At 30.0% G+C, this 26,514-nt stretch carries 25 protein-coding genes and 2 pseudogenes; 3 read left to right on the forward strand and 24 right to left on the reverse strand.

Features of this window, described 5'->3' with window-relative positions; all coding sequences use genetic code 11:
- Positions 1-36 precede the first annotated feature (36 nt).
- The 3 genes from ABXG81_RS05935 to ABXG81_RS05945 all read left to right on the forward strand — a co-directional run bounded on the left by ABXG81_RS05935 (position 37) and on the right by ABXG81_RS05945 (position 3,388).
- Entirely contained in the window at positions 37-1,827 is a 1,791-nt protein-coding gene (locus ABXG81_RS05935) for an ATP-dependent helicase (RefSeq protein ID WP_353528519.1), read from the forward strand.
- A 50-nt stretch (positions 1,828-1,877) separates the two neighbouring features.
- Complete coding sequence (locus ABXG81_RS05940) at positions 1,878-2,387, forward strand: type 1 glutamine amidotransferase domain-containing protein (protein ID WP_353528521.1); 510 nt, start codon at positions 1,878-1,880, stop codon at positions 2,385-2,387.
- Positions 2,388-2,674: 287 nt separating this feature from the next.
- The gene (locus ABXG81_RS05945) at positions 2,675-3,388 is read left to right on the forward strand and encodes a heparan-alpha-glucosaminide N-acetyltransferase domain-containing protein (RefSeq protein WP_353528522.1); all 714 of its coding nucleotides are present in this window, start codon (positions 2,675-2,677) and stop codon (positions 3,386-3,388) included.
- Positions 3,389-3,433: 45 nt separating this feature from the next.
- Here ABXG81_RS05945 and ABXG81_RS05950 read toward each other — a convergent pair whose 3' ends face one another.
- From ABXG81_RS05950 to trpS, 24 genes and pseudogenes are all read right to left on the reverse strand, one after another.
- Complete coding sequence (locus ABXG81_RS05950) at positions 3,434-4,045, reverse strand: DUF4230 domain-containing protein (protein WP_117521332.1); 612 nt, start codon at positions 4,043-4,045, stop codon at positions 3,434-3,436.
- Positions 4,046-4,198: 153 nt separating this feature from the next.
- The gene (gene trmB / locus ABXG81_RS05955; protein WP_117521330.1) at positions 4,199-4,825 is read right to left on the reverse strand and encodes a tRNA (guanosine(46)-N7)-methyltransferase TrmB; all 627 of its coding nucleotides are present in this window, start codon (positions 4,823-4,825) and stop codon (positions 4,199-4,201) included.
- Positions 4,826-4,853: 28 nt separating this feature from the next.
- The gene (gene brnQ / locus ABXG81_RS05960) at positions 4,854-6,221 is read right to left on the reverse strand and encodes a branched-chain amino acid transport system II carrier protein (protein WP_117521328.1); all 1,368 of its coding nucleotides are present in this window, start codon (positions 6,219-6,221) and stop codon (positions 4,854-4,856) included.
- A gap of 72 nt (positions 6,222-6,293) precedes the next feature.
- The gene (locus tag ABXG81_RS05965) at positions 6,294-6,791 is read right to left on the reverse strand and encodes a GAF domain-containing protein (protein ID WP_117521326.1); all 498 of its coding nucleotides are present in this window, start codon (positions 6,789-6,791) and stop codon (positions 6,294-6,296) included.
- A complete protein-coding gene (locus tag ABXG81_RS05970; protein WP_117521324.1) occupies positions 6,791-7,399 on the reverse strand; it encodes a hypothetical protein in 609 nt (202 codons plus the stop codon). The genes ABXG81_RS05965 and ABXG81_RS05970 overlap by 1 nt, the downstream gene beginning before the upstream one ends.
- Positions 7,396-7,746 carry a Spx/MgsR family RNA polymerase-binding regulatory protein gene (locus tag ABXG81_RS05975; protein WP_209813831.1) on the reverse strand — a complete coding sequence of 117 codons (351 nt, stop codon included), beginning with the start codon at positions 7,744-7,746 and terminating at the stop codon, positions 7,396-7,398. Before ABXG81_RS05975 ends, ABXG81_RS05970 begins: the two co-directional genes overlap by 4 nt.
- 62 nt (positions 7,747-7,808) lie before the next feature.
- Positions 7,809-8,576 carry an EFR1 family ferrodoxin gene (locus ABXG81_RS05980; protein ID WP_117521320.1) on the reverse strand — a complete coding sequence of 256 codons (768 nt, stop codon included), beginning with the start codon at positions 8,574-8,576 and terminating at the stop codon, positions 7,809-7,811.
- A 1-nt stretch (position 8,577) separates the two neighbouring features.
- Positions 8,578-8,826, reverse strand: coding sequence for a DUF503 family protein (locus ABXG81_RS05985; protein WP_117521318.1), 249 nt, complete (start codon positions 8,824-8,826; stop codon positions 8,578-8,580).
- Positions 8,827-9,141: 315 nt separating this feature from the next.
- Entirely contained in the window at positions 9,142-9,828 is a 687-nt protein-coding gene (locus ABXG81_RS05990; protein ID WP_288222825.1) for a type 1 glutamine amidotransferase domain-containing protein, read from the reverse strand.
- A gap of 149 nt (positions 9,829-9,977) precedes the next feature.
- Positions 9,978-10,991 carry a CAMP factor family pore-forming toxin gene (locus ABXG81_RS05995; protein WP_288222826.1) on the reverse strand — a complete coding sequence of 338 codons (1,014 nt, stop codon included), beginning with the start codon at positions 10,989-10,991 and terminating at the stop codon, positions 9,978-9,980.
- A 594-nt stretch (positions 10,992-11,585) separates the two neighbouring features.
- Positions 11,586-12,989 (reverse strand): sodium:alanine symporter family protein, encoded by a 1,404-nt coding sequence (locus ABXG81_RS06000; protein ID WP_209813822.1) that lies wholly within the window; start codon positions 12,987-12,989, stop codon positions 11,586-11,588.
- A gap of 811 nt (positions 12,990-13,800) precedes the next feature.
- Positions 13,801-15,222, reverse strand: a complete 1,422-nt coding sequence (locus ABXG81_RS06005) for a 6-phospho-beta-glucosidase (protein WP_353528524.1) — start codon at positions 15,220-15,222, stop codon at positions 13,801-13,803.
- A 35-nt stretch (positions 15,223-15,257) separates the two neighbouring features.
- Positions 15,258-16,664 (reverse strand): PTS cellobiose transporter subunit IIC, encoded by a 1,407-nt coding sequence (gene celB, locus ABXG81_RS06010; protein WP_353528526.1) that lies wholly within the window; start codon positions 16,662-16,664, stop codon positions 15,258-15,260.
- An 11-nt stretch (positions 16,665-16,675) separates the two neighbouring features.
- The gene (locus ABXG81_RS06015; protein WP_353528528.1) at positions 16,676-17,017 is read right to left on the reverse strand and encodes a hypothetical protein; all 342 of its coding nucleotides are present in this window, start codon (positions 17,015-17,017) and stop codon (positions 16,676-16,678) included.
- A 133-nt stretch (positions 17,018-17,150) separates the two neighbouring features.
- Positions 17,151-17,468, reverse strand: coding sequence for a PTS cellobiose transporter subunit IIB (locus ABXG81_RS06020; RefSeq protein ID WP_288222831.1), 318 nt, complete (start codon positions 17,466-17,468; stop codon positions 17,151-17,153).
- Position 17,469: 1 nt separating this feature from the next.
- Positions 17,470-17,799: a PTS lactose/cellobiose transporter subunit IIA gene (locus ABXG81_RS06025; protein WP_209813817.1), complete on the reverse strand. Its 330-nt coding sequence runs from the start codon at positions 17,797-17,799 to the stop codon at positions 17,470-17,472.
- A gap of 2 nt (positions 17,800-17,801) precedes the next feature.
- Positions 17,802-19,685 carry a BglG family transcription antiterminator gene (locus tag ABXG81_RS06030; protein WP_316111381.1) on the reverse strand — a complete coding sequence of 628 codons (1,884 nt, stop codon included), beginning with the start codon at positions 19,683-19,685 and terminating at the stop codon, positions 17,802-17,804.
- A 555-nt stretch (positions 19,686-20,240) separates the two neighbouring features.
- Positions 20,241-21,236 (reverse strand): annotated as a pseudogene (locus ABXG81_RS06035) (NADH:flavin oxidoreductase).
- A gap of 244 nt (positions 21,237-21,480) precedes the next feature.
- Positions 21,481-21,576 (reverse strand): annotated as a pseudogene (locus ABXG81_RS06040) (hypothetical protein); the annotation flags it as partial.
- 63 nt (positions 21,577-21,639) lie between these two features.
- Positions 21,640-22,344, reverse strand: a complete 705-nt coding sequence (locus ABXG81_RS06045; protein WP_316111383.1) for a YjjG family noncanonical pyrimidine nucleotidase — start codon at positions 22,342-22,344, stop codon at positions 21,640-21,642.
- The gene (locus ABXG81_RS06050; RefSeq protein ID WP_117521294.1) at positions 22,344-23,282 is read right to left on the reverse strand and encodes an L-lactate dehydrogenase; all 939 of its coding nucleotides are present in this window, start codon (positions 23,280-23,282) and stop codon (positions 22,344-22,346) included. The genes ABXG81_RS06045 and ABXG81_RS06050 overlap by 1 nt, the downstream gene beginning before the upstream one ends.
- 76 nt (positions 23,283-23,358) lie before the next feature.
- Entirely contained in the window at positions 23,359-24,666 is a 1,308-nt protein-coding gene (locus tag ABXG81_RS06055) for a sodium-dependent transporter (protein ID WP_353528529.1), read from the reverse strand.
- Positions 24,667-24,761: 95 nt separating this feature from the next.
- Positions 24,762-25,337, reverse strand: a complete 576-nt coding sequence (locus ABXG81_RS06060) for a uracil-DNA glycosylase family protein (RefSeq protein WP_209813810.1) — start codon at positions 25,335-25,337, stop codon at positions 24,762-24,764.
- 76 nt (positions 25,338-25,413) lie between these two features.
- The gene (trpS, locus tag ABXG81_RS06065; protein WP_245949645.1) at positions 25,414-26,505 is read right to left on the reverse strand and encodes a tryptophan--tRNA ligase; all 1,092 of its coding nucleotides are present in this window, start codon (positions 26,503-26,505) and stop codon (positions 25,414-25,416) included.
- Between the last annotated feature and the right edge of the window lie 9 nt (positions 26,506-26,514).

A 26,514-nucleotide genomic window follows, 5' to 3' on the forward strand; every position in this document is an offset into this window, starting at 1 on the left:
ATATTTTTATAAATTTTTGTATGGTATGATAATTATATGAAACTAACAGAAAAACAATTCCAAGCAGCAAATCACATAAATGGACCGTGTCTAGTACTAGCCGTACCTGGAGCTGGTAAAACAACAATGCTTTTGAAAAGAATTAATATACTAGAAAAATATATAGATCCATCTCATATTCTTTCTCTAACCTTTTCTAAAACTCAGGCTAATGATATGAAAATAAGATACAATGGTCTTAAGACAAACTTTATGACTATCCATGCCTTTTGCTATCTTATAATAAGAAACTATTATAAAAAGAAAAATCGCAGAATAAAAATATTAGAAAGTGATGATCTATACAATAAATATAACTTAATAAAACAAATTTATTTAAACATAAACGGTAAAATTATTTCTTCTGAAGATCTTGATGACTTCTTTAGTCATGTTGGCTATATGAAAAATTCTATGGATGATATTTCATACCTTAAAAACTCTCAAATAAAAAATATAGAAAAAGTTTATATAGCATATGAGAAATTTAAAAAAGAAAATTTCTATATAGATTTTGATGATATGCAAGTTATCGCCCTAAAACTCCTAAATGAAGATAATCGTTTATTAAGATCTGTTAAAAGCAAGTATAAATATATTCAACTTGATGAAGGACAGGATACTTCTCTTATACAATTTAAAATTCTAGAAAAAATAGTTTATCCGGAAAATAACCTTATGGTAGTAGCAGATGATGATCAATCTATTTATTCCTTTAGAGCAGCAAATCCAGATTACTTGCTAAATTTCAAAAAAATATATCCTGATTCTAAAATACTTACTATGGATGAAAATCATAGATCTCAAGCAAATATAGTAATTGGATCAAAAAATTTCATTAATCAAAATCAAAATAGATTTAAAAAAGACCTATATACCAACCATCCAGCTACTACACCCATTAGACTTGCTAGATTAAAAAATAGCAAAGATGCTTATAAGTATATAATTAGTCATTTAGACTCAAATAAAAAAACAGCTATTTTGTATAGAAATAATATTTCTTCATTAAATATGGTAAGCTTTTTATTGAAAGATAACCGAGATTTTTCTATAAACAATGGATCCTATGATTTTTTTGATTCGAAAATCCTAAAAGATATTATCAATATAATTAGTTTTAGTGAAGATTTTGATGATGTAGAATTATTTTCTAATATTTACTATATGATTAAAACGTACCTAAACCGAGAGGATATAGAAAAACTTAATCAAAAGCCAATTAACTACGATATATTTGACTATCTACATGAGATTGTCGATGATGAAAAGTCTTATAATCTAATGAGAAAAGAAAAAGAATTTAAATACTTAAGAAAGCTAAATTTGGATAAAAAAATAGCCTATATTTACTCAAATATGGGTTATAGAGATTATATAAAAGTTTTTTCTAATAAATACTATGAAGTAATTATAAATAAAGCCTTGTATGTAGAAAGTCTTATAAACTTTACTAAAGGTTTAAAAGATCTTGATCAATTTTATGAAAAAAAGTTAATATTCGAAAAGATTCTAAATAAAAGAAATGATTCTAATCTTATATTATCAACTATCCACAAATCAAAAGGCTTAGAATATGATGATGTATTTGTAATAGATTTAATAGAGAATGAATTTCCTATGCTTCTAGATATGAATGATAATTATATGAGAATAGAAGAAGAAAGACGAATGTTTTATGTTGCTATGACTAGAGCTCGTTCTAATCTTTATCTTTTGAGTCTAAAAAATAGAAATGGGATGAAAGTAAAAGCTTCCATTTTTTATGAAGATATTAAAAATCAATAATTTGGGTATATATAATTTAGATTAGATGATGAAACATAAAGGAGATTACAATGAAAAAAATTGCAATTTTAGTTGAAAATAATTTTGAAGAATCAGAATTAATCTATCCTTATCATAGATTTAGAGAAGATTATGAAGTAACACTATTAGGTAGTGAAGCTGATACAGAATATACAGGAAAAGCTGGTGGTTGGACTATAGAATCTGACAAAGCTTCTAGTGAAGTTAGTGCATCCGATTTTGATGCAGTATATATACCAGGTGGGTATTCTCCAGATGCGATGAGACAAAATAAAGATACAGTTAAATTTGTAAAAGAAATGCACGAAGCAGACAAAATAGTAGCAGCTGTATGCCATGGTCCATGGGTATTAGCAGAAGCTGGCATACTTGATGGAGTAAAAGCAACATCAGTCTCAACAATTTCTACAGATATTAAAAATGCAGGTGCAAACTGGGTAGACGAAGAATGTGTAGTTGATAATAATATCATAACTGCAAGAACACCAGTGGATCTACCTGTTCATGTTACAACAGTAGTTAAAGAACTTGGTAAGTAATACAAATAATTATGGTGCTGCTGTAAATTAATAGATATCCATCGTTCCATCATTGGGTGTCCTATTAGAAAGTTTGATATTTAGCCCGCTGACTCATAGAGTCCAAACTTTTGATAGGATGTTCCAATTATTTTGGAACAATTTATTTGTCTCTAAAACTCCCTATTTTTTTCTTTATAATGTTTTTTTATATCATCTTATAAAATTATGAGATACGAACTCCCAACTTTAGCTATATTTTTGTAAATTGATTATATAAATAATAATATAAATGTTATAATAAAGTTATGAAAAGAAATTATAATTTAGACAAGTTCCGTGGATTTACAATTATTTCCATGGTTTTATTTCACTTAATGTATAATATAAATTTTTACTGGAAAATTTCTTGGTATGATGGAACACTTTTTAATAAAATATGGCAGCTATCTATAGCCTGCTCATTTTTTATCATATCAGGAATTACCTCTAATTTTTTAAGCTCAGAAAAAAATATAAATAGAGGATTAATTACATCTTTGATTGGATTTGCTATAAGTCTTACTACCTATTTTTTTGCTCCCGAGCAAATGATTGTTTGGGGAGTACTCAATGGACTTGGCGCATCAATGCTTATAACAGGGATTTTGCAAAGGCATCTTGATTTTGATTTTAAATACTTCTTTATATTTTTAGTGATCTTTATATTTACTTATAATATACCAGAAAGAAGTTTATATACTTATAACTTTTTTAAAAATCTCTATGATAGTAATTTAGCCATACTTGGTTTCCCTGGAAGTAATTTTGCCTCAAGTGATTATTTCCCTATGATTCCTTGGATATTTATATATTTATCAGGTTTTTCTTTAGGGAAGTTTTTAATTTCAAATAACTTTTATTATAAATACGGTAAGGATAATTGGCTGGCAAAAATTGGCAGACATGCTATGATCATATACTTAACACACCAAGTTGTTCTCTACCCTATTGTTACTTTAGTATATAAGCTCACTATATAAATTTAGATACTATAAAAAAGCCGGGTATGTAAAATGACCCAGCTTTTATTTGATGCTTATTGTGTATTCTTCTGCTATAATAGGATTAATGTTTAATATTTCCTTTATAGCTTTATCTGTTTGTTGACTAGCTTGTTTTAGCAATCCCTTTTTTACAGCTTCTTTTTCTACCTTTGCTTCCTCTTCTTTTCTAAAGTTGGTATAATCTTCAAGTTCCATAGGATTAAATACCGAGTTTTTTTCATCAAATATCATTATAGAATCTTCATCTATATCATGACTTAAAATCTTAGCATCTGGTAGCTTAATGGTAATAATCTTATTATTCTCATCTACACTTGCATTCGCTTGATCAAGATCTACCCCTGCATTTATATCACCTTCATAGGTATATAAGAAACTTTTAGTTGTAAATGGAAGTTTGATTCCTTGAAATTGTTGACTACTTTCAAATGAAGCTACATTTTTATAATGGTATTTTAAAGTTGTAAGTTCTTTTACTTCTTTTAGGGAAGATTCTACGATATCCGATGTGATCTCGTCATTTTCTTCCACTGCAAACTTATCTTTTATTAAAAATCCAAAAATACCAGCTATAGCAGTTACTATAAGGGCTGCTATAAGTCCCTGAAGAAAACCATTCTTTCTTTTAGTCATATTAATTCCTTTATTTATGTTTTGATAATATTATACAGTAAATATAAATAAATTAAAGTCCATGTTAAATAAAATTAAGTTTCTTTACTTATAACTTTTCTTTAATACAGATAAATTAAACTAATATATATAATAAATTTATCTAGAAATGATTTATCTAAACTTAGCTTTTGCATAATAAATAGGCTTATTTCTATCTCTCCATTTTTTCTCATATTCGGTTACTATCGATTCTTCTTCTAAAAGATCATAATTCTTGTACAAAATTTCCATGCCAAAATCTTCATAGTATTTTAAAGAATCATCAAAAAATCCTCTATCATCTGTTTTTTGCTCAACTATTCCTCCATCTTTCATAATAATCTTATATCTTTCTAAAAATCTAGGATGGCTCAAACGTCTTTTGTGGTGTTTTGTCTTTGGCCAAGGAGTTGAAAAATTTATGTAAATATGATCTATCTCATTTTCTCCAAAAGTTTCTGTTAATTCCTCTCCATAATCTACTAAACCTATTACATTCTCTAACTTTTCTTCTTCAATTTTTCTACTAGCTATAACAAAAGCATTAGTATTCATTTCAAGTGCTATGAAGTTAATTCCTGGATTTCTCTTTGCCATCTCCACTATGAAATCACCCTTTCCTGCACCTATTTCTAAGTGGATTGGATTTTCATTATTAAATACTTCACACCACTTATCTTTCATATCCCTAGGATAGAAAAATATTTTATCATTCCCTTTCATTTCTGGAATAGCATTTGGTTTAAATCTTAATCTCATAATTCTCCTTACAAAAAACTGGCAATTATTAATTGCCAGACGTATAGCTTACTTTACTTTTCTTATTGTTTTTATCAATTATATATCCAATTACAAAACCAATCAATGCTAACAAGATCCAACCAAATCCCAAATCAAATCCTGGTAAAAATCTCTTAGGCAAGGCTAAAGTTTTGCTAACTAATAAGCTATCGGCTAAACCATAAGGTAAATTTGATAAAAGATCAAAAAATGCAGCTATTATTGTAAATATAAGGGTCCATTTGTATATATTATGGTTTTTACCTATCTTTAATGAAAATAGAGATAGTATTATAAGAACTATACAAATAGGATATAAGAACATTAATACTGGAACCGATAATGATATTATCGTATTAAGTCCTAGATTTGCTATCAAAAATGAAACTATAGCAAAAATCACACAGTATTTCTCATAGGAAATATCAAATTTTAAAAGCTGGTTAAACATTTCTGAACAGGCAGATATTAGACCAATAGCTGTTTTAAGACAGGCTATAAATACTATTAAACTAAACAAAATGTGGCCATATTTACCTAAATAATGATTACTAATAGCGGCTAAAACCAAGGCTCCATTTTCTTTAATATCCATAATAGATGTTGATGCCGAGCCCATTATAGCAAGAGATGAATAAACAAGACTCATAGCAATTAGACAGATAAGACCTGCTTTTAACGTTTCATTAGCAATATATTTAGGCTCCTTTACACCAAGTTCTTTTATAGCTGCTATTATTATTATAGCAAAAGCAAGAGATGCGGGAGCATCAAGGGTATTATATCCATCTATAATTCCTATAGTAAATGGACTTTGTTGATACTTTTCTATTGGCGGTATTGATTTTGTTGGACCCATTGGATTTACTATAGACATTATAAGTAATATAGCTAATAAAATCAAAAAAATTGGTGTCATATACTTACCGATTGTATTTATAAGATTTCCTTTTTTTAAGGAAAAATACAAGGCTAAGCTAAAAAATACTACAGAAAATACTAAGAGCATAGCTTTATCGCTTACATTTGTAAGACCTTTGAGTCCAATTTCATATGACACAGTAGCAGTACGAGGAATTGCAAAGCCAGGGCCTATTGTTATATATAATAATACAGTTAAAAAATACGCAAATTTTTTGCTAGCGGGCCTTGCAAGTTCAAATAATGATTCGCTATCACTCATTGCAGCTGCGGTAACACCAATAATAGGTAAACCAACACCTGATATTAAAAAGCCTACAATCACAGGATTTAGATTATATCCAGATTGTTGACCCAATTCTAGAGGAAATATTAAATTTCCAGCCCCAAAAAATAATCCGAATAATAATGATCCCACTAATAAAACTTCTCTAAAGTTTAACTTCTTTTTCATAAATTCTCCTTTAATATTTGAATAATTATATCAAAAAAAGAAAAAAAACACAAAAAGAAGACATAGGCCTTCTCAAAATTCTTCATATATTTTCTCTTCGATTAGTTTAGCTATCTTTGTGAAACCCTCAAGCTCTATATCAGTAAATCTATTTTTTATAGGAGAATCTAAATCTAGGACTCCATAAACTTTCTCTTCATTGAAAAGTGGAAGTACAAGCTCACTTTCTGATTGACTATCACAAGCTATATGATCAGTAAACTCATGGACATCATCAACCTTTATAGTTTTCTTATTACAAAATGCTTTTGCACAAACTCCTTTATCTAAGCTAAGTCTTGTGCAAGCAGGGAGTCCTTGAAAAGGCCCTAAGATAAGCTCATCTTCTTTATAAAAATAAAATCCAGCCCAGTTTAGATCTCTTATGGAACCCATAATAAAAGCTGATATATTACTCATCAAAGCTAATTTATCACTCTCATCATCTAATTGTATTTTTATAAAATTTATTAACTCATCCATACGTTTTCTATCATCTAAATTTACTAAGCCTTTTAACTCAAAAGTCATCAGTTCTCCTTGTTGTTTTTACCTAATTTATCTATTATTTCCTTATTTTCTATAATAGTATCTCTAATAATCCCATCTAAGAAATTATTTAAGGCATTTTGCCCATATGAATCTACTAAATAAGTCTTTAAATCATGAATCAGCTCAAATCTATTTATCCCATTAGGATTTTCTATAACTTTTACATCAGTTATAACTTCTGGCTTATTTTGACTATCCTCTGTAGGAGCAAGCTTGGTATTTACTATTTCAAACTCTGCTCTCTTATATCTTACCTTCACAGGACTGCCTTCTTGATTTAGTATTATTTTTAAATTATCATTTATCTTTAGTTCCCTATCATCTGGATAAGTATCTATTAGACCTCTTATCTTTTCGTAAGTTTTTTCATTATAAAAGAACGAATTAAGTGCATCTTTATCCTTTTTAATAAGTCCCTTTAGTTCATTTGTAGATTTTTCTAAATCTTTTATATTTTCTGATACTATTTCATCTCGCGTTTTTTCTTTATTAGTAAATGGATGACTTATTACAAAATGATAAGCAATAACTAATATTATTAGATATATTATATAACGCGTTATGTTAAATTTATATCTTTTTTTCATAAACTTTCTATATATTTCTTTACATCTGGTCCTACAAAAATTTCTCCCTCATCAGTGAAGAGTATTGGTCTTTTTACAAGCATCCCATCAGTTGATAAAAGATCATAAGCCTCATCTAAACTCATATCATTTACCTTATCTTTTAAATTATTTTCTCTATAAATCTTACCAGAAGTATTAAAGAACCTTTTTATTGGTAATCCTGTTTTTTCATGCCAAGATTTAAGTTCACTTGATTTTGGATTATCTTCTTTTATATCACGATAATCATAAGAAATACCTTTTTCTTCTAACATTTTCTCTACGCCCTTACAGGTAGTACATTTTTTATAACAAATTAATTTCATATTATCCTCCTCATTTTTTTAATTAATAAAGCGGGTATTAGATGTCTACCCACTTTTATCTTCTATAATTCATCTAAATTATCATGATATGAAGGATGTAGGTATTGACCACGACCCTTAGTCTTCTTTCCATAACTAATAGCATTTGTCGGACAAGCATGCAAGCACCTTAGACAAAGTAAACATGATTCTTTTACCCAAGTAGGTCTATCCATAGTTATCTTAATTGTATCTACTGGACAATCTCTAGCACAGATTCCACAAGATATACATGCATTGCTTACCTTAAATTTATCAGTTAATCTAAACTTCCCATAGGCTGATTGAACTGCACTAGCAATGGCTTTTGGTAATTTTGATTCAACAAAATCACCTATAGCTCCACTATCAAGCTTTTGCTTTATATTTAATATTTCTCTATCGGCTTGTTTATTAATTCGGTTTATCTTTTCTTTGTCATTTACGTCTGTTAAAAGAAGAAATGCATCTGGCATTTTTATTGAAAAGCTTGCTTCTAGCTCCATTCCCTTTTTTATAAATATATCCCTTAGCTCTTTGCTACTAAAACCTGTAGAGCCACCACAAGTTCCTATGTAAAATGTATAAGGATGACTAGTATAGTTTATAATTAAATTTTCCAAAAAAACTTTTAAATTTTCTGGAAGTCCTCCTGCATAAGTTGGAGCTAATATTCCAAGCCTATCATTTTTTCCTAAATTAATTTCTTTTATCTTATCTGCATTATCTATTGCAATTATTTCTTCATCTTCATAGGCAATTTCTTCTACTAAATGCTTAGTATTGCCTGTTGCTGAAAAATATATTAGCATATTAAATCCTTTCTATGTAATAATCAGTTATTTCTATTGGATATTTTATCTCTATTCGATTAACTAACTTTTCAAGAATAGTTTTAGCTTTATCATTATCATTTGATATGGTTACAAATCCTAAATGGGCAAAATTTCTCATATCATTATCTGTAAGCCCTGCAGACGATATCTTAAGAGAATTTCTAGCATAATCTATGATTGATCTGATAACTTCCCTCTTAATCTTTGAGGCTAAAACTACAATCAATTTTAAATTTTATATCTAATAAATATATATACATCAAATATCCTAACTATGTAATTCATCTTTTTTTAAAGCTGTAATAAAAAATAACGCCATATTGCTTATATTGATAATAAATTTAAATATTTCATCAAGCTCTAATAAATACGACTAGTAATTATTATAATTAATAATCAAAAATTTGCCAATATAAATATTAGAAAATTATTTAAAAGAATTTTTATATTATTTTTTTATTTAAATATTTTAAATAAAAATAAAGTAAGCCCTAAGGACTTACATAATAATTATATATAGTATTTAACTAAGAAAATGATACTATTTTGATATATTACTTAATAATATCTGTGCTACTTTTCTAGCTGATTGAGGGTTTTGACCAGTAATTAATCTACCATCTTTTATTACATATTCTGTAAAAGGCAAATATTGATTAAAACTTGCTCCTCTTCTACGAGCTTCATTTTCAGTTAAAAATGGAAGCTTATTAAACTTTCCTCCTAATATTTCTTCAGCATTAGTAAAACCTGTGACATTTTTGTCTTTAATAAAATATCCACCTTTCATATCTAATAGATTTAGTATCCCTGCTAGTCCATGGCAAACTGTAGCTATGTAGCCTCCATGATTATAAATATATGAGGCTAGGACTTGTACATTATAATCATGAGGATAATCCCAAAGTACACCATGTCCGCCAGCATAATAAATGGCTATATATTCACTGGGGTTTATTTGATCTGGTCTTAGAGAATTTGTTAAAGCACGATTTTTAAAATCAAAACTTTCCATAATCTCTATATCACGTTTTTTCACATATTTCTTTTCTAGACTTCGCGGATCTAATGGAACTTTTCCTCCTTTGGAGCTTACATAATCAATCTCATAACTAAAATTTACTTCGTCTATAAATTCGGTAGCTTCACTCAGCCACAAACCTGTTTTTTCAAAACCATTTTCATATCTGGATCTATTTGTAAGAACCATTAAAATTTTATTTTTCATAATATTCCTCTATAATTATAATAACCATTTTATTGACTTTTATAACCTATAAAAGTATTTTTAAACATTTAATTACTCGAAAAAAAGAGGACCATAAGGTCCTCAATCATCTAAAATACTTGTATAATAGAAGGATATTATAGAAGAAATTATTCGTTAATTTCTATTGTTTCGTTTTCTTCTGGAGCTTCTGGAATTTCTTCTGTATTTTTAGTTTCTTCTTCTGTTGCTTCAGAAGTTTCCTCTGCTTCTTCTTCAGATTCTTCAGGAGTTTTTTCTGCTTCTCCTGTTTCTTCTGGCTCTTCCACATCAGTAGTATCTAAATTTTCAAGATCAACAAGATCAGAATCCTCTTCCTTTGTTACATCTTTATCGTTGAATTCTGGATCTATAGTTTCTTCTTCAGTAGGATTTTCTACTTTACCAATTGTAAAGTTATCTAAGAAATTTTGTAGTTTAGCTTGTGCAGCAGTGATTTCTCCAACGGTAACTCTAGCTTGGTTTTTAGTATGAACTGCTTCTTTGATAGCTTTATTTAATTCAGCTTTTTGATCTTCTGTAAGATCTTTATTTCTTCTAAGTTTTCTAGCTTCTTCTATTAAATTAGCAAGAGGCTTTTTAACATATATTGTAGCAACGTCTTGCGCAGTAATATCTGCTGATTCTTTTGCAGTTTCTATAGCTTTTTGTAATTTCTCGCTAGCTTTTGCTATTTTTTCATTACTTGCATATGGATCAACCATAACTAATGCTGCTTTTGTTATTTCAACTCCTATATCAACATGAGCTTTCTTAGTTTTATTTTGAATATCTTTAATTGAAAATCTGATTGCTTCAATTGTATCAGAAGCTAGTTCTACTCTTGGGCCTGCTTTTGAAGGATCAAGATTTTTAAGAGTTCCGATAATTTTATCTAAAGCTTTAAGGTAACCACCTTTACCTGGAACAGGTAAATTATTTACAATTTTCTTTAATGATTCAGCTCTATCTATAACATCTTTGATTTTTTCTGGATTTATTGCACTTGGATCAATTTGTGTTACAGCATAATTAGATGTTGCTACATCTTCTGCACTAGCTGATGCTACTGCTGGAGCTAGAGAAGATAATACAAATGATGCTGATAGTGTTAGTCCTAATAATTTTGTTTTTGTGTTTTTCATAATATTTCCCCCTTGTGTTTATGTTATATGTCCTTGTCGATTATTATGATAACACATACTGAAAATATTAAAATACACATTTTTGTGGTTACTTATTAAATATAATATATTGAATTTTAAAATTAAAATACTTCTCATATTTTATAACTATTGTATGCATCTATAAAATCCTTGAAAGCTAGTATTTATAGCAAATATATATGAGTAAAATTTATAATTAAAATTTTATTTTAAAAAATATAAAACAAAATCTATATAATTCTAGAGATAAGAACAATAATTAGAAATGTAGATTTTAATAATGCTATGAGAAAACTATAGTTATGAGATCAATATAGGTGAAATAAATTAAAAAGAAATTATGTATTTTAGATGTTAATTGACAAGTTTATAAAATAAGCTATCTTACTATAATTCCATACCTTACATAAAAAAAGGTGCTGGTGCAGAATGAATAAATCGTCCCAATATAATTAGAAGAACATCTATGGAAATTTTACCTCCATGAGCTTGCAGGCTATGTAAAAAATTTCTTAAGAGAAACTTCTGATGGTGGGACGATAATTATTCACAGTTTTGCAACAGCCCCTTTTATTATTTTTTATTTTCTTTATATGAATGTAAATGATATTCTTTTTCTCTGTGCCATACAGGATCTTCTATTCCTTCATCAAGTTGTCTCTTATAGTCATTAAGTACCATTCTAACATCCTTAAATAATAGGAATAAGGAAATTACGTTGATAATTACAACTATACCAACAAATACATCTATGAATCCCCATACAAGTTCTAGATCCATTTGTGTAGCTACAATAAACATGATAAATGCAATAATCCTATAAATCCAAAGTGGGACTTTATATTTTTCCTTAAAGATAAGAATTATATTACTTTCACCATAGAATAAATCAGCTATAAGAGTTGTAAAACCAAACATTAGCATAGCAAAAAATACTAACCATCTACCAGGTATTCCCATTATAGTTTGGAAAGCATCTTGAACTAAAACAATTCCATCACCATTAGCTGGATCGCCAACAACTCCTGTCAAAAGTAGGGAAAAAGCTGACAATGAACAAATAATAATTGTTGTTACAAAGGTACCAAACATACCTAAAAATCCTTGTTCAGCAGGATGTTTAACATCAGCAGCTGCATGCATGATACCAGCTATACCATTCCCAGCATCATTTGAAAATAATCCACGAGCAACACCATGTCTAAAGGCATCCATAACTGTATGGCCTATAATACCACCAACGGCTGCTTGAGCAGTAAAAGCACTTTTAAATATAAGGCCAATAACCGCTGGAAACTTTGTTATATTTGTTATAACTATTATCAAAACTACAAGTACATAAGCGCCAGCCATTACTGGAACTACTCTTGAAGAGAAGTTTGTAAGTCTTTTAACACCACCAATAGTAATGATTGCAGCAGCTATAGCCACAACTATACCAGGCCAAATTGGATTGGCATCTACAACTCCTGTAAACGCTTGACTGATAGAGTTAGATTGCATAAAGGCTATACATAAGCCTACACCTATTATGTAGAAGAATGCTGTTATTACGGCAAAAACTCTTGAATGAAGACCATTTTGTACGTAATAAGCAGGACCTCCTCTGTATGTACCATCATCTAATTTCACTCTATATAATTGTCCTAAAACAGTTTCAGCAAATGTGATGATCATTCCCAAAAGAGCTGTAATCCACATCCAAAAAATAGCACCAGGTCCACCATAAGCTATAGCTGAGGCTACCCCTACTAAAGAACCTGTACCAACCTGTCCACCAACTGCAGTTGCAAGTGCTGCAAAACCACTGACACCTTCAGAACTTTTTAAGTTTTTTCTTAAAACTTTCTTAATTTGTCCAGAATATTTAAATTGTGGAAATCCAAGTCTTAATGAATAGTACAGTCCTACCGCAAGTAAAACGTAGCCAATGACATGGGACCACAAAAAATCTGCTGCATTAAGCAAATATTGCATATAATTCCTCCTAACTTAATCTTATATGAAATACTTACCTATTATATAAAATTTTTTTAATTATTGCAAGTAATAAAAAAGATTGTGCTAATATATTGCAAAGATTTACAAATATATAACAATTGTTATAAGGGTAATAAATTATATAGTATATATTTTATTATTATCTGCTGGCTTATTTTTAACTTTTATTTAATAACAATGATAATAAGAAAGATTTATAATTTGCCCATTTCAACCAAATCTAGTTAGCGCAGAAACCACACGAGATCTCTACGTTCATTCGCTTACGCTCATACTAAAACTCGTTTGCAAAGCAAACTTTTCCGTGCTCTCGCACTAGTTTTAGGGATGAATGTAGTAAATCAAGCTACATTCATCTAGTCGAGATGGAAAATCCTAACTCATTTCGACCGAACGTAGTGAGCGGAGAAATCCCACGGGATAGCTCAATACATTCATTTCTTCACCTAGTTGAGATTAGGATAGCTTAATTTTAAATTACTAATGAATTATATGATTATACTATTTCAACCGAATGCAGTGAGCGCAAAGCCACACTAGATCTCTCCATGCGCTCATTTCATTCGCTTAGTCGAGATGGTGAACCATAACCCATTTAGACTGGAGCGCAACGTAGTGTAGCGGAATGGAGAAGTCCCAAGAGATCTCTCAGTGCGCTTATTTCATTCGCACTAGTTTTAGAGATGAATGTAGCAAATCAAGCTACATTCATCTAGTCGATATGGGAAAGCATAACCCATTTCGACCGGACGTAGTGAGTGGAGAAATCTCATGGGCTGTAGCTTAATTAGTCTAAATCTTCACCATTGCTAGCTATAACTTTTTTGTACCAATCAAATGATTTCTTCTTAGATCTATCTAAGCTTCCATTTCCATAATCATCACGGTCTACATAAATAAATCCATAGCGTTTGCTCATTTCTCCAGTTCCAGCTGAAACTAGGTCTATAGGTCCCCAAGTTGTATAGCCAAGTAAATCTACGCCATCAACTTCTACAGCATCTTTCATATTTTTAATATGATCTCTTAGATAAGCTATCCTATAATCATCCTCAACATATCCATTTTCATTAGGAGTATCCTTGGCACCTAGACCATTTTCTACTACAAATAATGGCTTTTGATATCTATCCCATATTTCATTTATAGTTGTCCTAAATCCCAGCGGGTCTATTTGCCAACCCCATTCAGTTTTTCCAAGATATGGATTATCAACAGTATCTACAAGATTAGATTCATCAAAGTTAGATGCGTCTGATGAAATAGTTCTAGTTGTATAGTAAGAGAAAGATATAAAGTCAACTGTGTTCTCTCGTAAGATTTTTTCATCTTCTTCATGCATTTCTGGCATTATTCCTGACAACTCATATTCTTTTAGTTTATATGATGGATAGTAACCTCTTGATTGAACATCAACGAAGAAGTAATTATCACGATTATATTTTTGTGCTGCAAATACATCCTCAGGCTTACATGTTGCTGGATAGTATGTACCTGCTGCTAGCATACATCCGATTTTTATTTCCGGATCAATCTCATGGGCGATCTTAGTTGCATAAGCACTTGCCAATAGTTCATGATGAATTGCCTGAGCACGTACCTTATTTATATCTTCTCCTTCTTCAAAATATAATCCTGCTCCCATAAATGATGCTGCAAGTATTACATTTATCTCATTAAATGTTAAATAATATTTCACCTTTCCTTTAAATCTAGTAAAAATAGCTGTAACTAAATTTTGATAGAAATCTACAATTTTTCTATTTCTCCATCCACCATATTCGTGAACTAAGTGCATTGGGAAATCAAAATGAGTTATAGTTATAAGTGGCTCAATATTATATTTATGACATTCATCTATCAAATTTTCATAAAACTTAAGTCCAGCTTCATTAGGCTTACTCTCATCTCCATTAGGAAAAATCCTTGTCCAAGCTATAGAAAATCTATAAACTTTAAAACCCATTTCTGCAAAAAGAGCTATATCTTCCTTATATCTGTGATACATATCTATAGAATTTTTAGCAGGATAAAAATGTTCTTTATCAAAGTCAAACATCTTTTTTTGACCTGTAATTATAGCTTGCCTATCGTCACCAACAGGACAAAGATCTACATTAGCAAGCCCTCTACCATCTTCATCAAAAGCACCTTCACATTGGTTAGCAGCAGTAGCGCCTCCCCATAAAAAATCTTTTCTAAAAGCCATATTTTCTCCTTATATTTCTTATCTAAAGTTTAATCTTATTCTATTATTTTATCTTGATCTTTATCATCAACTATCTTGACCTCATCGTTTTCTTCATCAACAACTACATTTTCAACGGACACATCATTAGCGGCAGCTAATTCTTCTCTATATAGTTCATTGTCACGTTTTTTAAAGAATGGATAGTATATCAATCCAGCTACAGCAGCACATATTAATGATAAAATTATAGCCTTCCAGTCACCACCTGTTGCTATAAAACCTCCAATACCTACAGGCGTTGGCCATGGTTGTTGGGCTATTATAGGGTGAATCATTCCAAGTTTAAATGCCCAATAAGCAATTGACATTGAAGCAATTGGTGCTAATACAAAAGGTATAGCAAAGTATGGATTATAAACTATAGGCAAGCCAAATATGATTGGTTCATTGATATTAAATATTGCTGGTACAAATGATGCTTTCCCAAGCATCTTAAATTGCTCAGACTTTGACATGAAAGCCAGCATAAAGATAAATACTAAAGTTGATCCAGATCCACCTATAGTAACAAAGGCGTTGTTAAACTCTCCAGCAAAAGGAAAAGCTGCTCCTTCTGCATTTTGTTGCATATTATATAAAACTACTGGTGTAAGTAATGATGTAATAATAGTAGCTCCATGAATACCAACAAGCCATAGTGCTTGCATTAAGAAGTAGATAATAATTAATCCTCCCCAACTTCCAGCAATTTTTGTAACAAATCCAAAAGGTACTGCTATAACCTTAAATATATCTGTACCAGCTTTAATTAATAAGCCATTTATAATCATTACTATCAAAGCCAAGAAAAAAGCTGGCAATAAAGCTGTAAATGAGTTTGCAACTCCATCTGGAACGGCATCTGGCATTTTTATAATAATATTTTTTTCTACACAAAACTTATATAAATTTACCGCAAACCACGAAATAATAATAGCTGTAAATATACCAATAGCACCTAATCTCAAAGGTGCTGCTCCAATCTCCCAACCACTTATGATATTATTATCAAGATCAGTTAGATAGTGTAATCCATCTGTATTTGAAAATTGTGGAACAAGCATAAAATACGCAAAAACTGATAAGAGCATTCCTGTAATAGGATTTAAGTCCATATCTTCTTCATCTGCAATTATTTTCGTGTATTCATAAGGTATTACCACCAAAAAGTACAAAGCTATAATAGCCATAGTCGCATTATAAGCAAGCATATAAATATCATTTACTTTTATAAGAGTAGCATCATAAAACCCTTGTAACGGAGTTATAACTGTTGGTAATACATTAAGTACTAAAAACATAGATCCTACAATAGAAAAGGTAATTGTTGCCATGCCAGCTGCAGTAATTGCCCTAACAAGTCTATAATTTGACAATTTTGTTAGAGGACCCATTAAATATTTTTCTAAAAATTCAAACATATTTTCCTCTTTTATTTATTTTTATATTCTTCGATTTTCTTATAAGTTTTATCGGTCATGTTCTTTATTCTGTAAACTCGATAAAAACATAAAACAACAAGAACTATAAGTAAAGATAAAAATATCAAAGCGAAATTTTTGCTAGTTAGATATGGGAAAATCTTTTTATAATTATTTCCTGCTATTATCAAAGTTATCACTAGTAAAATTATATCCAGCAATAATATATAATATGATTTAATCAATCTTCCATCATTTCTAAATTGAATTGCATTATACATCTCAGAATTCACTAATATTTGACTAATTCCAACAATAATAGGAATTAATAAGTCTAAATCTCTATTAGCCAAAAAGCTACTAATAAACCAATACAAGGATAAAAAAAAGACTATTGTTGTAAAATATCTTAAAAAAGTGTACCTACTTATTGTAAGAGATTTTATGACTTGTTCTTGTTGTTTTTTCTTTTCAAATGGTTTCATCCTAATCAATATTGTCTAAAACTAGTTTTCCCATTTTTTCTATACCAGTTGGAATAGGAGCATAGGCATCAAATCCAACTTGAACTATATTTTTTCCAGTTTTATTAGCTTTTGCTTCAAATTCCTTATATCTCATTCTAATTTGTGGACTTATTAATATAAGATCATATTCATCTGATTGAAATGGCTTATCACCAGCAGCTACAGTTGTAGCCTCAATATCTATATCATGACCATTTTCTTTAAGCCAAGTGGTAGTTTTCTTTGCCATTACTGAGCTGCTCATTCCTGCGTTACAAATTATAAGTGCTTTTTTCATATTATTTCTCCTCCAATTTTTCTAATTTCTTATATACATTCATAAATCTTTTTGCATTATCCATAGCCATTGTTGCCATTGTTAGGTGATCTTGTGAGTGAACTAATATTATATTAACTTCACTACTTTCTCCATTAGCTTCTGCTGTTAACAAATCTGTTTGTATCTTGTGACATTGTAAAAATTCTTGATTTGCTTTATCTAAAAGTTCGTTAGCTTTATCAAATTTACAATTTTCTATTGCATCCATTGCTTCACTTGAAAGCGATCTGGATTCTCCCGCGTGGACAATTATTTTAAAAGCAGTTTCATAAATCTGTTCATTATCCATTCTTATTTATTCCCTCCTAAAAAAACATTCATAAATTCAACTTTATCTTTACTATTGCAAGCTTTTTCTATTAAAATATCATCATTTAAAAATTCAGATAACTTTTCATAGTAAAAGCTCATATCTCCTATTTCTTTTCCAACAAAAAGTGAATATATTAACTTCACATCATCGTCATTCCACTTGACACTTTTTTGGGGGATTAAGATTATAGAAAAACTTTCTGTATCAACCTGTTCTAAAATATGTGGGACTGCTACATTTTTATAGGATGTAAAAGCCATTTTTTCACGTTTTTTATATTGTTTTTTTATATTTTCTTTACTTATGTCAAGGTCTTTACTTGCAAGTTCTGATAGTATATCTAAGGCATGGTCCATATCATTTACCTCTACATCTTTTATGAATATGGAATTTTTAAATATTTTGTTGATTTCATCCATAGCATCTACATTTATGATGTCATCTATATTATCGAAATCTTTTTGTTTAAAAATTATATCCACATACACTATAGGAGTTTTAGTATTACTCTTTATATCTACTGAAGAAACTATAAAATCAAATTTATCTAGGTTATATAGGTCGATATTACTTAAATCTGTAAGTGTTAATGTATTGATCTCTTCTTTATATTTTTTTTCTATTTGTGCTTTCATCATCTGAGCTGATGAATTTCCTGAACCACAAACTACTAAAATATCCCTTTTTTGCTTATAATTGTTATCCATAGCACTAGCGATATGAAGTGCTAGATAACCAACCTCATCATCACTTAGTCTTGTGTGATATCTAATATTTATAGGACTTGCTGCAATTGTTGCAAGCATAAAAGCAACCTGATTGTCTTTGATATCCTTAAGTATAGGATTTTTCATAGTTAATCCATACCTTATACGTTCTATAAGTGGACCCAAATGCAGAGAAAGTGCAAAGAATAAATCTATATTTGATCTAAAGTCATATTTAGTAACTTTATATATCTCATCTATCATAATCTGAGCTAATTCAGATATTTCTGGCGAAACTTTTTCAAAGTTTGTCACTGAGTTCTTTGTTATCAAGTGCATAGTTAGATAAAGAATCTCGTCTTGCGGAAATTCTATATCAAGCTTTTCATTAAGCTCTGATACTACTAAATTCGCTATGTTAAATTCTTCATAAGTTACAACTCTTTGAGATAAATCATCAGTAAGTTCTATATACTGACCTTCCCTTATTCTAAGTATTGATATATAAATATGGACTACTAGATTTTTAAAGTTTGCATATGTTATATAAAATGATTCAGGAAATTTTATGCCATCTATAATTTCTTGTATTCTTATAAATAATTCTTTTTCCTCATCATTTCTAAAAATTTCTGGATCTTCTCCAATTTCATTTCTAATTGCAAGCCTTATATCTTTTTCATCTCCAGCTACTTTCATTCCATAATAAGGTTTACTAATCAATCTTATATTGTAAACTTCAAGAAGCTCTCTAACCTTTTTGATATCCTTGTTTATTTGAGAAAGTGATACATAAAACATATCAGCAATTTCTTGTTGCTTAATATAAGAGTTGGAAAATAATAGTAACTTCAAAATACTTTCAATCCTCAAATCCTTATTTGCATTTTCTTGATGAAAATATGCATATTTAAACCAGTCATGCCTTAAAAAATCCTTGAACTTATCTTCGTCTAATATAGTAAACTGATATCCTTTTCCAGTCTCAGAATTTATTATCGCCCCCTTTTCTCTGATATAAGAGTTTAATATATTTATTTCCTTTTGAATAGTCTTAGAGCTAAGCTCTAAACACCTTCCTATTTCTTCAGAGCTATGAAATTTATAATCTGCAGTTAAAAAATCAAAAATCTCTTTTGTTCTAGTTTCAATCATATCATCATCCTTTAGTAATATTATATATAACCTGATTTAAAGCTCTACACAAACATTTTCCTTAAATCTTTGTAAATTGTTGTGAGAAGTTTATTGTAATCATCCAGCTATAATTGGAACTTCAAATTTTAACTATGAACTTATACTTATATAAACTATATTATAATAGAATGAATATCCTGATAACTATTTTATTAATCATAATTTATTGGTTGAAATAAAAAATCTGAGATTAGACTGTTGCAAAAATATAAACTTAACTATTTAGACCGAATGTAGTTAGCAGAGAAGTCCAAAGAGATCTCTCCATGCATTCGCTTACGCTCATTTAGTCGAGATGGAAATCATAGCACATTTCGACCGAAGCGGAACGAAGTGCAGCAAAATGGATAAGTCTTATGGGATCTCTTCATGCATTCGTTTCACGTATTTAGTCGAGATGGTAAATCATAACCCATTTCGACCGAACGCAGTGAGCGGAGAAATCCCTTGAGATCTCTCCATACCTTCGCTTACACCTATTTAGTCGAGATTGGATGTAGTGTAATTTTAATTTTAATATATAAGTGGTTTTATTTCTTTTTCCATCCAATTTGAGTCTTTAAAAACTGATCTTCCTACTCCAACTAAATCACATACATTGCGATTTAAAATGTCTTCTACGTCATTACCAGTCTTAACTCCACCTGTTAATATAACTGGAACTTCTACTGCATCATAGATAGGTTTGGATAAAAAGTCAAAGAATCCTGCAGATTTATCGTCAATAAGAAACATACACATTCCTCCAGAAATATCTAATACATCTACTCCGGCTTTTTCAAATGCCTTAGCTGCATAAACTGAGTCTTCTTGTGATAATCCGCCGTCCATATTATCGCCTGCACCTAATCTTAAAAATATTGGATAATCCTCGCCAACTTTTTGTTTAATTTTTTTTATTATTTCTAGATGAATTCTAATTCTTCCCTCAACATCTCCACTATATTCGTCAGCTCTCTTATTAGTAAGTGGTGATAAGAATTGATTTAGTAGATATCCATGAGCAGAGTGGATCTCAACTCCAACAAAGCCAGCTTCTTTTGCACGATAAGCTGCATTTACAAATTTATCTTCTATTTCTTTTATTTCTTCAATGCTAAGCTCTCTTGCTAATGCAGCATTTTCTTTAGATGGATTTTTTACTCTAGATGGAGCAACTGGACCTTGCCCTATGACATCTTCATTTGTAGAGCTACCTGCATGAGAAATTTGTACTATTGCATGTGTTCCATTGTTTTGAATAATTTCTGCAAGTTTTTTTAGACCATCAATACAATAATCATCTGCTATTGATACTTAATTATGACTTGCTTTGCCAATAGGATCAACAAAGTTATGTTCTACTATAACTGTGGAAAAGAGCTTATTACTAGTTTTTTCTTGATAATAATCAAGTAGGTCATCAGAAACATGACCCATGTCATCAGCTTTTGAGGTTGCCATAGGCGGCATAATAATTCTATTTTTAAAACTTATATTTTTAGTTTTTATTTCTTCAGATAATTTCATCTATACCTCTACTTTCATTTTTTATATCAATATTGGTTTAGTAAATTGCTATTTAATTTCTTATAATATGAGTATACCAAAGTGATATTGTTTGATAAATCCCTATAAAATAACCCCTAAAGAAGTATCTCCACTCACTTTTGTTCGGTTGAATTGCTTGAATAAAAATTAATATTTTCGTTGACTATTATCCATTTTAAAATTTATATTATAATATATGATAAATATAAAAAAGCAAACTCTGTTAATCTTGAGTTTGCTCTTTAAATATTGTTGAATTTTCTAGATAGTCGTTGGGATATTTTTCTAATAAGTCTTTTAAGTAGTTTAAAGGAACACTTTTATCTAGCTTAGCATCTTATACTGGTCTAATATTCCTAAAAACTCTTTTCTTTCTTCTTTACTAGCCATTTATTTTTTTCAATATTTCTGGAACTTGATCTAAAGTATGAATGGTGTAGTCTAGTTTTACGTCTAGGTGATTTTTCTTTGCGTGTGGATTGTACCAAATATTTTTTATGCCAGCATTATTAGCTCCACGCATATCTGATGTTAGAGAATCTCCTATTAGTATATATTCATCTCTTTTACTTGATCCTATATCTTCAAATACTAGATCAAAAAATTCTTTATATGGTTTATCATAGCCTAAATTTTCAGATATGAAGACTTTCTTAAATATCTTATCTAATCCAGAATTAACTACCTTAGCATCTTGGGCAATCTTTGATCCATTGGTTACTGCATATTGGTCATAATCTTTATTTAGATATCCTACAGTATCCCAAGCTTTGTCATTAAAGAATATTTGTCTACCTACTTCTTGTTGAAAGTATAGATTAAAGTCATCTATCATTTGATCATCATAGTTGATATTGTAGAAATCGAAAAACTCCCTAAATCTATCTCCTAGTATTTGCTTGCGAGTCATCTCTCCTCGCTCTAATCTCTTCCAATATTTATCATTAATTACTTTATAAGCTGCTAGTGCATTATCATCTTTTATATCTAAATTAAATTTAGAAAATCCATTAGTCATAGCGGCTTTTTCTGCTAAGTCAAAGCTTAGTAATGTATTATCTATATCCCATAATATATATTTAATCATTATAAATCACTTTTACCTATTATCTCCTTAAGAAGTCTCGTTGACTCATCCATTCTCTCTTTTTCTGTATCAGTTAATGGAACTTCTATAACCCATTTAGCTCCATCTTTTCCTATAACTGTAGGAACACCAACATATAAATCCTTGACTCCATATTCACCATATAGATATGAAGATGTTGAATACACGGAGTTTTCATCATTTATAATAGCTTTTACTAGCCTTGTTATAGCCATACCTATACCATAAAATGTTGCTCCCTTCTTCTCGATTATTTCATAAGCAGCATTTTTGGATTTTTCAAAGGTATCTAGTAGTGCCATCTCATCTATCTCACTTTGACTTTTTACCCATTCATAGATTGGAAGTCCACCTATATTTGTATGAGACCACACTGGGAATTCAGTATCTCCGTGTTCTCCAAGTATAAAGGCATCTACACTCCTTGGATCTATGCCTATTAATCCTGCAATTTCCTTTTTAAATCTTGAGGAATCTAAGGTAGTACCAGTTCCTATAATTTTACTAGCTGGAAATCCTGAATATTTCCATGTTGCATAGCTAAGAACATCTACAGGATTGGTCGCAACTACAAATATGCCATCAAAACCACTTGCTACTACATTTTTTATCATACCTTTGAAAATAGCTAAATTTTTTTCTACAAGATCCAATCTAGTCTCTCCAGCTTTTTGAGCAAGTCCTGCCGTAATTACAACTACTTCTGCATCTTTGCAGTCACTGTAGCTTGCCTTGTATATATATTTAGGCGAAGTAAAACTTATAGCATCTGATAAATCCATAACTTCTCCTTCGACCTTTTTTTCGTTTATATCAATGATGCCTAGCTCACGTCCTACGCCCAAGATTGTTGAAGCATAAGCAAATGATGAACCTACTGCACCATCACCTATTAAAATAATTTTACTATCTTTCATAATAACTCCTTATAGTTAAATTAACTTACAAGTATATTGTACTGGATTACTATGAATTGGTAAGTATTATCTTAAATTAAAATGATATTTTAAATATAAGTGCTAGTAGAGTTAGAAGTATAGATATAGGCACATATACATATTTCCCAAGTCTATACCATCTTTCTTTATATTTATGTTTGCTATTAAGATTGATTTCTTTTAATAATAGATCTTTTTTAAGTACATAAAACCAAGTTATAGCACCAATAGATGCGCCTATTGGAATGATATATATGGAAATTATATCCATGTAAGGTCCAAAATTATCAATTGTTTCTAAATTAATACCTAGCAAAAACACTGCTAATCCTAGTATTATAAATACTGCCTTTCTAGATAAATGTCTGTATCTATTTGTGATTGATTCTGCCATAACCTCTAGCATATTTTGTAGAGAGGATATACCTGCGAATACTACCGCTAGATATAATAGTATGGCAAAAATTCTACCAAATTTTATGTTATTTAAAATAGTAGGGAGGGTTACAAATAGTAATGATGGTCCACCTACTTCTTTCATAGCAAAAACACTTACGGCTGGAATTATAACAAATGATGATATCAAGCCAGCTAATGTATCAAAAATACCTGTTTGTATAGATGAGCTAACTATATCTTCATCTTTGCTAATATATGCACCAACTACTATCATACCTGATCCTGTAATAGATAGGGAAAAGAATGCTTGTCCCATAGAGTCCAATATAGTCTTCATATTTAGAGTCTTTGGGTCGTATAGAAACATATTCTTATAACCTTCTATAGAATTAGGCAATGAGCCTACCTTAATAGCTAGTATTAAAAATAAGACAAAAAAAGTAGGCATCATTATTTTATTAGTCTTCTCAATTGATGATGCTCCTCCAAAACATGTTAGTATAGTAATTATAATTATAATAGCATGATAAGGTATGACTGAGTGAGGAACACTTGCAAAACTATCAAACCAAGCTTGTGATTGTTGGGTAAATATTTCTCCTGTAAGTGAATCTATAAAACCCTTTAGTACATAAGCAACAATTACTGAATAGCCAATAGCTATTAGAAATGTACCCATCAAGGGAATAAAACCTACAACTCTTCCTATCTTGGTATTTTGATTACGGGTCTTATATGAATATTCATAAGCCCCCAATGTACCAGTTTTGGCAAGTCTTCCTATAGCAAATTCGGAAGATAAGCCAACTACAGAAAAAATTACTGAAAATAATATGTAAAATATTAAAAAAACTAGACCACCTGATTGAAATTTATAAGGAAAACCCCATATATTTGCCATTCCCACTGCAGAACCTACTGCAGAAAGAATAAGCCCTAGTTTAGATGAAAATTCTTTGTTCATAATTTACTCCTTTAAAGTGACATTGATTAACAAAAGAATTATATCATATTTTCCTTATTTTCCCAAAATTTCATATGTTTTATAAAGGATCTATTTCATGACAATATATCATTAATTATTCTCTTTAGATCAACTATATTTTTTTCTTCAAACCAAGGATTTTTCTTAAGCCAACCTATAGTTAGAGGACTTGGGTGGACTATTGGAAAATATTTTGGCAAATATTCTTTATAATTTTTGACAGTTTCTGTAAGATTTTTCTTAAAATCTTTGCCTAAATAATATTTTTGAGCATAGGCACCAATTAATATAGTTAGTTCAATTTCAGGCATTGTTTTTAATATTTTTTCGTGATAATCATCTGCAATAAATTTTCTTGGAGCCTTATCTCCTTGCTTTGCCTTTCCAGGATAATATAAATCCATTGGAACTATGGCTATTTTTTTGGAATAAAATGTATTTTTATCAACACCCATCCATTTTCTTAACTTTTCTCCAGATTTATCATTAAATGGTATACCTGTTTCTTCTACTATTCTACCTGGTGCTTGACCAATGAGGAGTATTCTTGCTTTAGGATCCGCCTGCAAAATCGGATCAATTCCCCTATCTGTATATGATTTATTTCTAGGATCATTTTTCATTTGTTCTATAACTTCATTTAAATCCATTCTTACTCCTTTTTTATGATAAAATTATAATCAGATAAATTTAATAAAGAGGCTATCGCAATAGCCCCTCATACAATTATTTAGTATATTTTTTTTTGATTTCTTTGATATAAGTATCATCGCTAAAGTAATCTATGCCCATGACTTTCTTAACTTCCTCTATCTTTGCTCTGCCAACTTTTCTTGCTTCTTGTGTTCCTTTTTCTAATATTTCTAAAACCTGGTCTAAGTTTTGTTCATAGTAAGCTCTTTTTTCTCTAATCGGCGCGAGCTCTTCTTCTAAAACTTTGATTAGGAATTTCTTGCATTTAACATCTCCTAGGCCACCTTTTTGGTAATGCACCTTAAGTTCATTAAGATTTTTATATTCTGGTAAGTATTTTTCAAAGTGACTTTCATTTGAAAATACATCTAAATAAGTAAATACTATATTTCCTTCTACCTTACCAGGATCATCTATGTTTATATGATCTGGATCTGTATACATAGACATTACTTTTTTCTTTACAGTAGCCTTATCATCTGCAAGATAGATAGCATTACCTAAAGACTTGCTCATCTTAGCTGCCCCATCTATACCAGGCATTCTACGTGCTTGCTTATTTTCCGGGAGTATTGCATGAGGCTCTGTGAAAATCTCTCCATAGATATTATTAAATGATCTTGCAAGCTCTCGAGTCTGCTCTAACATTGGTTCTTGGTCTACACCAACTGGAATAATATTTGCATCAAATAGTAATATATCAGCTGCTTGGCTTACGGGATAGATCAAAAATCCTGCTGGAAGACTTGTTTCAAAGTTGCGTAGTTTAATCTCAGACTTTACTGTTGGATTTCGTTCCAGTCTAGAAAGTGTAACTAGATTTAAAAAGTAAAATGTAAGCTCTGTAAGTTCTTCTACTTGTGATTGAACAAATATATTTACCTTTTCTGGATCTATTCCACAGCTTAGATAATCTAGTGCTACTTCAATAAGATTTTCTCTAATTTTTGCTGGATTATCAAAATTATCTGTAAGTGCTTGGCTATCAGCAATCATGACATACATCTTTTCATAATCACTTTCATTTTGCATCTTTACTCTATTTTTTAAACTTCCAACATAATGACCTAGATGAAGTCTACCTGTTGGTCTATCACCAGTTAATATGATTTTTTTATCTTCCACAATATACTC

Origin of the sequence: Anaerococcus nagyae (genome assembly GCF_040364225.1) — a bacterium.
GTDB lineage: Bacteria > Bacillota > Clostridia > Tissierellales > Peptoniphilaceae > Anaerococcus > Anaerococcus nagyae.